The sequence below is a fragment of the Methylobacterium sp. J-059 genome (genome assembly GCF_022829485.1).
Taxonomy (GTDB): domain Bacteria; phylum Pseudomonadota; class Alphaproteobacteria; order Rhizobiales; family Beijerinckiaceae; genus Methylobacterium.
This window is the reverse complement of the sequence record NZ_JAKSYA010000069.1, coordinates 112,607-118,631: the sequence shown is the minus strand read 5'-3', so window position 1 is coordinate 118,631 and position 6,025 is coordinate 112,607. Positions and strand designations below refer to the sequence as shown.

Sequence of the window (6,025 nt, the reverse complement as noted above, 5' to 3'; positions counted from 1 at the left end):
CGCACCCATGCCTGGTTCAACCGTTTCCGACGCCTGCCCGTACGCTACGAGCGCCGCGCCGACATCTACGAGGCCTTCACCAACCTCGCCGCCAGTCTCATCACCCTCAACCAAATCAGGCGGTTCTGTTAGGCGCTCTTAGTTCGGGCGGCGGTTTGCTTTTCGGGCCCGAAGCGTCTCGACGCAGGGCATCGATCCGAACGATCGCCTCCGACCGGGGCACGGATCCGGCGGGAATCGTTCGAAGCCGGAGGGATGGCCTGTCCGGCGTTGCGATCGCGCCGCGACGCCGAAGACGGACCTCGATCCGGCGGCGTCGAGTTCGAGGGGCTACCAGGGCACGACCTCCCCGGCATGGTCGAGGAAGACGCAGCCGGATCCCCCGAGGCGACCTTCCAGGACGGCCACCATGCCCCGCGCGCTGGTCTCGACGTCGAGCGTCGCCCGCCGGCCGCCGAGATCCGTGCGGACCCAGCCCGGATGCATCAGCACGACGCCCCAATCGGCCTTGGCGTGCTGCCCGGCGAAGGAGCGGGCTAGGGTGTTGAGCGCCGCCTTGCTCGCCCGGTAGCTGCTCCAGCCGCCGCCGCGGTTCAGCGACACCGAGCCGAGCTTCGACGTCATCAGGACGACGAGACCGCCCGGTGCGACGCGCTTGTGGAAGGCCTCGGCGAAACGGATCGGGCTGAGGGCGTTCGTCTCGAACACCGCCGTCGCGACCGCGCGCGGCATCGCCGCGGCCGGCGTGCCGGCCTGCGTCGCGACGCCCGCGACCACGAAGACGAGATCGAAGGCCGGAGCCTCCGCCAGCCGCGTGCGCAGGGCGGTCACCGCCGCATCGTCGTCGATGTCCACGCCCGTCTCGATCCGCAGCGTGCCGGCGCTCGCGAGCTCGGACAGGGCGGCCGACGGCCGGCGCACGGTGGCCGTCACCGCCCAGCCGCGCTCAAGGAACCGGGCGACGAGACCGAGGCCGAGCCCGCGTGAGGCGCCGACGATCAGCGCGCGGCGCGCACTCATCGCGCGCCTGCCCGGGCGCCCCGGAAGGACGTCGCCGGGCACGGCGAAGCGGGGCTTGGCCCGTCGCTTGCGCGGGCACCGGGACGGGCGGGGCGGGACAGGGGCATCGCCTCAAGATAGCCCCCGCGGGCGGCCCGTCGAGAAACCGGTTTGTCGCGTGCGATCCGGAGCGGATGGCGCCGGCTCGCGTTGACCCCACGACCCCGCCCTCAGGACAGCCACGATGCATGCGACACGACTCGCGGAGACCGAGGCGACTCTCGCCCAGACCGATCGGGTCTGGCGAACCGAGGTGAGCCGCCTCTACGGTCCCGAGGGCGTCCTGCGCTTCGGCTACGGCCCGGAAGGGCGCGGCGCCGACGGCTCGCCCGTCCGGCGTGCCTACGAGGCGCGGCGTGCCGCGGTGGCGTCCTGGCGCCACGAGCGGCGGCCGCCGGGCTAGGTCCGGCAGCCCGGCCATGTCGCCTGCGATGGCCTCGATCCTCGGCCTGTGGTCGGCCTACTGGGCGGCGATGTTCGCCCAGATCGCCCACCTGCGTTCCCTCGACGACGGCGTCGGCGCGATAACGTGCGGCCGGGTCGCGCGAAGCCTCCTCGTCGTCGGCGTCGCGTTCTTCCTGGTCGCGAAGGGCGGCTAGAACGTGCGCTGCTCCGGTCGAAAGGACGGCGTCAGGCGTCGTCGTCCGGGGCGAACACCTCGCCGACCTCCGCCAGGCGGACGTTGGCCGCGTCGGTAGGGAGATGCAGCAGCCCGCGGTACTCCGCGAGCAGGCGACGCATCTCCCGGTCGGCGGCAGGGGCGTCGGCCGGCATCGGCGAGGTCGTATCGCAGCGGTCGACGAGCTCCGCCGTCCTCCGGTCGACGGCAGCCCGATCGGATGGGCTCAGCCCGGCGAGCCCGTCGAATCCGAGGTCGCGGGCGACGAGGGCCGCGATCTCCTCCCGCTTCGTGTCCAGGTCCGACATCGCCGTCTCCCCGAGCCTGCTCCCGGCTCTCCGTCGCCGCATTCCGCGTCCGGAGCGACAACCGTGCCGCCGGCGGTCGCCCGCGCGGCCCGCTAGGTGAAACGCTGCGCCGAGATCGGGTCGCTGGCGGGGAAGGTCTCCTCGAGCCCTTCGTCGAGCAGCCGCTCCCGGCGCTGCGCCGGGCCGTCCACCCCGTTGCGTCCGGCCGGGATCGAGGCCGTCGCCGGGTTCACGCCCCGGCTCGCGCCGCCGGTCGCGCCGCGGCGGCCGCCGGCTCGACCGAGGAAGCCCGCCTGCCACAGAAGGTAGCCGAGACCGACCGCCAGGGTACAGACGATGACCCGGAGGTCGAGCTCGCTCCGCAGTGCCGGTGCCGGTGCCGGTGCCGGACGGTCGCGGCCCTGCAGCATCCAGCGCTTGGCTTGAACGAACGTCTGGCCCGCATCGCGGACCTCGCCCTCGGACAGCAACGCCCGCGCTGCCGGGATCAACTCGTGCTTGTGGCGGTGAAGGTACTGGTCGACGAGGAAGGTCGCGTCCTCGAAGGCATCCAGCCACCCCTCGGAGCCCGTCCGACGCTGTCGCGCCAGGTCCGCGAGCTGGCTCATGAACGCCCGGTGCTGCTCGTCCAGCGCATCAACCAGCGTCCGCGTCTGCGCGCGCCGGCCGAGGGGGGCGTAGAGGCTGACGGAGACCGCCTCGGCATGTGCTTCGAGGCGATCGATGAGCTCGCCGAGAAGGCGCTCGCGGCTCCGCACGGCACCCGGCCCCTGCGATGCCTTCGGCGCATCGTGGATGAGTTGCTCGATGTTCGCGTGGTCGCGCCCGATGAGCTGCCAGACATCCATGATGGTACTCCTTACCGTTGTACCTGCTAACCGCCCCGCCCACCGGCCGTTCCTCCATCCGCCCGTGCTCGGGGCGCAGCGTGCGCAACGAATCGCCGGGGCGGGCCGCGTGAATGAACCGCCGGTGCACTGCCGCATTGGGGGAGGCAGGAGCACCCCATGCCGATCGACGACACGCACGAGCCTCAGACCGTTAACCTCTCGACGCCGGACGCGGCCGCCTACTGGGCGCGCAAGCTCCAGGTGCCGGTGGAGACGCTCGGGGCGGCTGTGGAGGCCGTCGGCCACGACGCCGAGAAGGTCGCGGCGCATCTCGGCCTTCCCTGGCCGTACGAGGCCAGCGGCATCGTCTGACGCGACGCTTCGCCGGCCCATCGGGCCGGTGGGCGATCGAGCACCGTTCCGACCGTGCCTGTCGGGACACGCCGCGCGACGACGTGGGCCGGGCGGCGCAACCCGGACGCATCCCGCAACGTTCTGGCACCGGACCCGGGTCAACCGGGTGCCTCAGGAGAAGACGATGTTGGTACGTTTTGGAGTCGGCTTTGCGCTCGCGACGTTTGCGGCGACCGCAGCGATCGCCGCTCCGGTGTCGCAGGAAGACAAGGCCGCGATGCAGCTGCTCTGCGCCGGCGACTTCGCGACCTTCTGCACCGGCCTGCCGCTCGAGGACGGCCCCGAGACGCGCGCTTGCTTCAACAGGAACATGTCGAAGCTCTCGCCCGGGTGCCGCAACGCGATCGAGGCCTACAAGAAGAAGGGTTGAGGCCCGCCCCACCGGCGCCCCGAGCCGCGTCGCGCGGGCGGTTCCCGCCCGGCGGTAGGCATGGAGCTCCGCGAGGCGGGATCCGGCTCTCGTCGCTCGGTCTTCCGGCGGCAAGCGTGCGCCGATCCGGACCGCACCCCGAGGCCGCGCTCACCCCAGGGTGATCGCGCCGTCGCTCTGGTCGATCGTTGCGACGCGCGGGCCGCGAATGTCCGGATCCCGCTGTTCCCAGGCCGATAGGGCGGCGTTGACGGCTTCGACGATCGCGCCCGGGGAGCCGCCCATCTGCGGGTGGATCGCCTCGACCAGCCGGGTGACGATCGTCTGCTCCTCCAAAGGGTGAGCCGGCATGGTCGCCTGGCGGCAGTACGCCGCATAGACGTTCTCCGCGATGGCGCGGGCCGCGCGGTCGGGATCGGGCGTCTCGCTCATTCCAGAAAAGCCTTTCGCGTCGGGGTGCTCGGACGACGCTGTTTCGCGCGTCGCCCGCTTCGTTGGGTGCATCTTCGGCAGGCCCGCGATCAGGGGGGCGGCTCCTGCAAGGGCTTGCCCTTGTCGACCACGTAGACCGACAGGACCTTGATCGTCCTGTCGCCGACCACCGTGTAGCCCGCGTGCGGCACGCCGCGCGGGTTGATCCCGCGCTCGCCGGCCAGCCGTTGCTTCGGTTCCTTGCCGGACACCTGCACCGTGCCGCCCTCGATCACGTAGAACGACTCCTCGCCGTGGTGGACGTGGCGGGGCGAGGTCGCACCCGGCGGAAACTCCACCAGCTGCATGATGATCTCGCGCGTGTCGTCGCCGGAGACCGGCGCGCGGCCGAGCTCGGTCCGCCTGATCTCGTGCACCACCGTCTCCTGCGCCATCGCCGAGCCCCCGAAACCGATTCCACCGGCCGTGCAGGCCAGCGCGAGCCCGACGCTTGCGTACCATCGCCTCATCGCCTCGCTCCGTTCCTACGGTGCCACCGCATCCCCATCGAAGCCGTGGGCGTCGAAGATCCGGCGCACGAGGCCCGACCGCTTCGCCTCCGCAAGCCACACCGTCACCGAGGCGAGCGCCGCCGGCCGGCCCTTCGGCACCGCGACGGCGACCTGCGTCCGCTGGAAGCCGCCGGTGACGATCCGCGAGCCGGGGACCTGCGCCACGATCGGCTGCAGCGTGTCTCGCGACAGGGCGAAGGCGTCGGCCGCTCCGGTTCGCATCCGCTCGATCGCCTCGGCCACGGAAGAGACGGCCACCGGCCGGGTCCGCGTCAGCGTGCGGGCCGAGGCGCGGATCGTCGTGGTCCCGTCGATTGCCACCACCTTGAGATCCGGCCGGTCGACCTGCGCGACGTCGACGATGCCCGACGCGCCGGTCACCAGGTAGGTGCTCTCGAGGTCGTAGTAGCCCGGCCCGAAATCGAGCACCTGCCGACGCGCCGCATCGACGGGCATGAAGCTCACGTCGATCGCCTCGGCCTGGAGGGCCGCTGCCGCAGCGCCCGAGTTCGGGAAGAGGGTCACGGCCAGCGGCAGGCCCACCTGTCGCGCAAGGTCTGCGCCGAGATCCGCGGTGACGCCCTCGGGCGTCCCGTCCGGCGAGCGGGCGACGAAGACGAGGCCGGCGGACGGCGCCTCGACGAGGCCGACCCGGAGCGTGCCGGTCGGCGCCAGCGTGGCCTTCGCGGCGGTCTCCTGCGCAAGCCCGGGAAGCGTCATGGCGGCGAGAATGGCGAGCGCGGCCGGCAATCCCTGGGCGAGCGGCATGGGTGGCGTTCCCGGAGTGGTTTCTCGCCGTCCGCTGTACACCGTCGTCGAAGCGGGTCCCATGCGGGCGGAGCGGGAACCGCCGACGAACGTTGCGCCATGACACGCGGTCGGAGCGAGCCCATGGAAGTCAGCGATCTGAAGAACCCGCCCTTCGTGGTGCTCACCTACCGGGACGGGCACGTCGTCGTCGAGGAGGATGCCGCCACCGAGGTGGCTGCCCGCCTGCGCTTCGCATCGGCGGTCGACCTGTGCGAGACGCGGGACGATGCGCATGCCCACCGGGTCGAGCTGCGATCGGGCGAGGCCGTGATCGACACCTGGCCGAAGGCGGAGCGTCCCTAGGGCGACCGGCGCTCGCCGACGCAGGAATTCCGGATCGCGCGAGCGTCCCGGGGTTCCTGCGTCGTGCGCCGATCGAGAGGGCCGGTCGCTCAGCGGTGGTGACGCCGGTGATGGCGCCGCATCATCCGCATCCCGCCCATGCGGGGGCGCATCATCCCGCCGGTGCGCGCGCCGGCGTGCATTCCGCCCATGCGACCGTTGCCGGTCGCCGCCGCGTTGCGATCGAGGCCATCGCCCGGTGACGCCATGCCGGCGGTGTTGGCGCCGAGCAGGAGGCCGAGCGCCACCGTTGCGCCGAGGATGAGCTTGTTCATTCTGAAGAGCCTTCC

The 6,025-nt window shown here is 72.1% G+C and carries 12 protein-coding genes and 1 pseudogene; 6 read left to right on the top strand and 7 right to left on the bottom strand.

The features are described 5' to 3' along the window. Nucleotides 1–132: pseudogene (locus MKK55_RS08295) on the top strand (IS5/IS1182 family transposase); the annotation flags it as partial. Nucleotides 133–330: 198 nt separating this feature from the next. Here the strand turns inward: MKK55_RS08295 and MKK55_RS08290 are convergent. Continuing rightward, nucleotides 331–1,020: an SDR family NAD(P)-dependent oxidoreductase gene (locus tag MKK55_RS08290; protein WP_147729006.1), complete on the bottom strand. Its 690-nt coding sequence runs from the start codon at nt 1,018–1,020 to the stop codon at nt 331–333. Nucleotides 1,021–1,243: 223 nt separating this feature from the next. Here MKK55_RS08290 and MKK55_RS08285 point away from each other — a divergent pair, with 223 nt between their 5' ends. Together MKK55_RS08285 and MKK55_RS08280 are read left to right on the top strand one after the other, a co-directional pair. Further along, on the top strand, nt 1,244–1,462 hold the full coding sequence (locus MKK55_RS08285) for a hypothetical protein (RefSeq protein ID WP_147729005.1): 219 nt from the start codon (nt 1,244–1,246) through the stop codon (nt 1,460–1,462). A gap of 16 nt (nt 1,463–1,478) precedes the next feature. Continuing rightward, the gene (locus tag MKK55_RS08280) at nt 1,479–1,658 is read left to right on the top strand and encodes a hypothetical protein (RefSeq protein ID WP_147729004.1); all 180 of its coding nucleotides are present in this window, start codon (nt 1,479–1,481) and stop codon (nt 1,656–1,658) included. Nucleotides 1,659–1,689: 31 nt separating this feature from the next. Here MKK55_RS08280 and MKK55_RS08275 read toward each other — a convergent pair whose 3' ends face one another. Together MKK55_RS08275 and MKK55_RS08270 are read right to left on the bottom strand one after the other, a co-directional pair. Beyond that, nucleotides 1,690–1,986 (bottom strand): hypothetical protein, encoded by a 297-nt coding sequence (locus tag MKK55_RS08275; protein ID WP_243934146.1) that lies wholly within the window; start codon nt 1,984–1,986, stop codon nt 1,690–1,692. 92 nt (nt 1,987–2,078) lie between these two features. Then, the gene (locus MKK55_RS08270) at nt 2,079–2,834 is read right to left on the bottom strand and encodes a hemerythrin domain-containing protein (protein WP_243934144.1); all 756 of its coding nucleotides are present in this window, start codon (nt 2,832–2,834) and stop codon (nt 2,079–2,081) included. 159 nt (nt 2,835–2,993) lie between these two features. Here MKK55_RS08270 and MKK55_RS08265 point away from each other — a divergent pair, with 159 nt between their 5' ends. Next, nucleotides 2,994–3,188 (top strand): DUF3606 domain-containing protein, encoded by a 195-nt coding sequence (locus MKK55_RS08265; RefSeq protein ID WP_147728722.1) that lies wholly within the window; start codon nt 2,994–2,996, stop codon nt 3,186–3,188. A gap of 148 nt (nt 3,189–3,336) precedes the next feature. Beyond that, a complete protein-coding gene (locus MKK55_RS08260) occupies nt 3,337–3,600 on the top strand; it encodes a hypothetical protein (RefSeq protein WP_243934143.1) in 264 nt (87 codons plus the stop codon). A gap of 150 nt (nt 3,601–3,750) precedes the next feature. Here the strand turns inward: MKK55_RS08260 and MKK55_RS08255 are convergent, their stop codons facing one another. From MKK55_RS08255 to MKK55_RS08245, 3 genes are all read right to left on the bottom strand, one after another. Then, entirely contained in the window at nt 3,751–4,032 is a 282-nt protein-coding gene (locus tag MKK55_RS08255) for a hypothetical protein (RefSeq protein ID WP_243934142.1), read from the bottom strand. An 89-nt stretch (nt 4,033–4,121) separates the two neighbouring features. After that, the gene (locus MKK55_RS08250; RefSeq protein WP_243934141.1) at nt 4,122–4,541 is read right to left on the bottom strand and encodes a cupin domain-containing protein; all 420 of its coding nucleotides are present in this window, start codon (nt 4,539–4,541) and stop codon (nt 4,122–4,124) included. 15 nt (nt 4,542–4,556) lie between these two features. Continuing rightward, nucleotides 4,557–5,351 carry a transporter substrate-binding domain-containing protein gene (locus MKK55_RS08245; protein WP_243934140.1) on the bottom strand — a complete coding sequence of 265 codons (795 nt, stop codon included), beginning with the start codon at nt 5,349–5,351 and terminating at the stop codon, nt 4,557–4,559. A gap of 123 nt (nt 5,352–5,474) precedes the next feature. Here MKK55_RS08245 and MKK55_RS08240 point away from each other — a divergent pair, with 123 nt between their 5' ends. Next, the gene (locus MKK55_RS08240) at nt 5,475–5,696 is read left to right on the top strand and encodes a hypothetical protein (RefSeq protein WP_147728718.1); all 222 of its coding nucleotides are present in this window, start codon (nt 5,475–5,477) and stop codon (nt 5,694–5,696) included. A gap of 89 nt (nt 5,697–5,785) precedes the next feature. Here the strand turns inward: MKK55_RS08240 and MKK55_RS08235 are convergent, their stop codons facing one another. Continuing rightward, a complete protein-coding gene (locus MKK55_RS08235; protein WP_147728717.1) occupies nt 5,786–6,010 on the bottom strand; it encodes a hypothetical protein in 225 nt (74 codons plus the stop codon). Between the last annotated feature and the right edge of the window lie 15 nt (nt 6,011–6,025).

Excerpts from the sequence above, each read along its gene's own strand:
- MKK55_RS08270 (WP_243934144.1), bottom strand. The coding sequence starts at position 2,834 with ATGGATGTCTGGCAGCTCATCGGGCGCGACCACGCGAACATCGAGCAA.
- MKK55_RS08285 (WP_147729005.1), top strand. The coding sequence starts at position 1,244 with ATGCATGCGACACGACTCGCGGAGACCGAGGCGACTCTCGCCCAGACC.
- MKK55_RS08265 (WP_147728722.1), top strand. The coding sequence starts at position 2,994 with ATGCCGATCGACGACACGCACGAGCCTCAGACCGTTAACCTCTCGACG.
- MKK55_RS08290 (WP_147729006.1), bottom strand. The coding sequence starts at position 1,020 with ATGAGTGCGCGCCGCGCGCTGATCGTCGGCGCCTCACGCGGGCTCGGC.
- MKK55_RS08280 (WP_147729004.1), top strand. The coding sequence starts at position 1,479 with ATGTCGCCTGCGATGGCCTCGATCCTCGGCCTGTGGTCGGCCTACTGG.
- MKK55_RS08255 (WP_243934142.1), bottom strand. The coding sequence starts at position 4,032 with ATGAGCGAGACGCCCGATCCCGACCGCGCGGCCCGCGCCATCGCGGAG.
- MKK55_RS08275 (WP_243934146.1), bottom strand. The coding sequence starts at position 1,986 with ATGTCGGACCTGGACACGAAGCGGGAGGAGATCGCGGCCCTCGTCGCC.
- MKK55_RS08235 (WP_147728717.1), bottom strand. The coding sequence starts at position 6,010 with ATGAACAAGCTCATCCTCGGCGCAACGGTGGCGCTCGGCCTCCTGCTC.
- MKK55_RS08245 (WP_243934140.1), bottom strand. The coding sequence starts at position 5,351 with ATGCCGCTCGCCCAGGGATTGCCGGCCGCGCTCGCCATTCTCGCCGCC.
- MKK55_RS08250 (WP_243934141.1), bottom strand. The coding sequence starts at position 4,541 with ATGAGGCGATGGTACGCAAGCGTCGGGCTCGCGCTGGCCTGCACGGCC.
- MKK55_RS08240 (WP_147728718.1), top strand. The coding sequence starts at position 5,475 with ATGGAAGTCAGCGATCTGAAGAACCCGCCCTTCGTGGTGCTCACCTAC.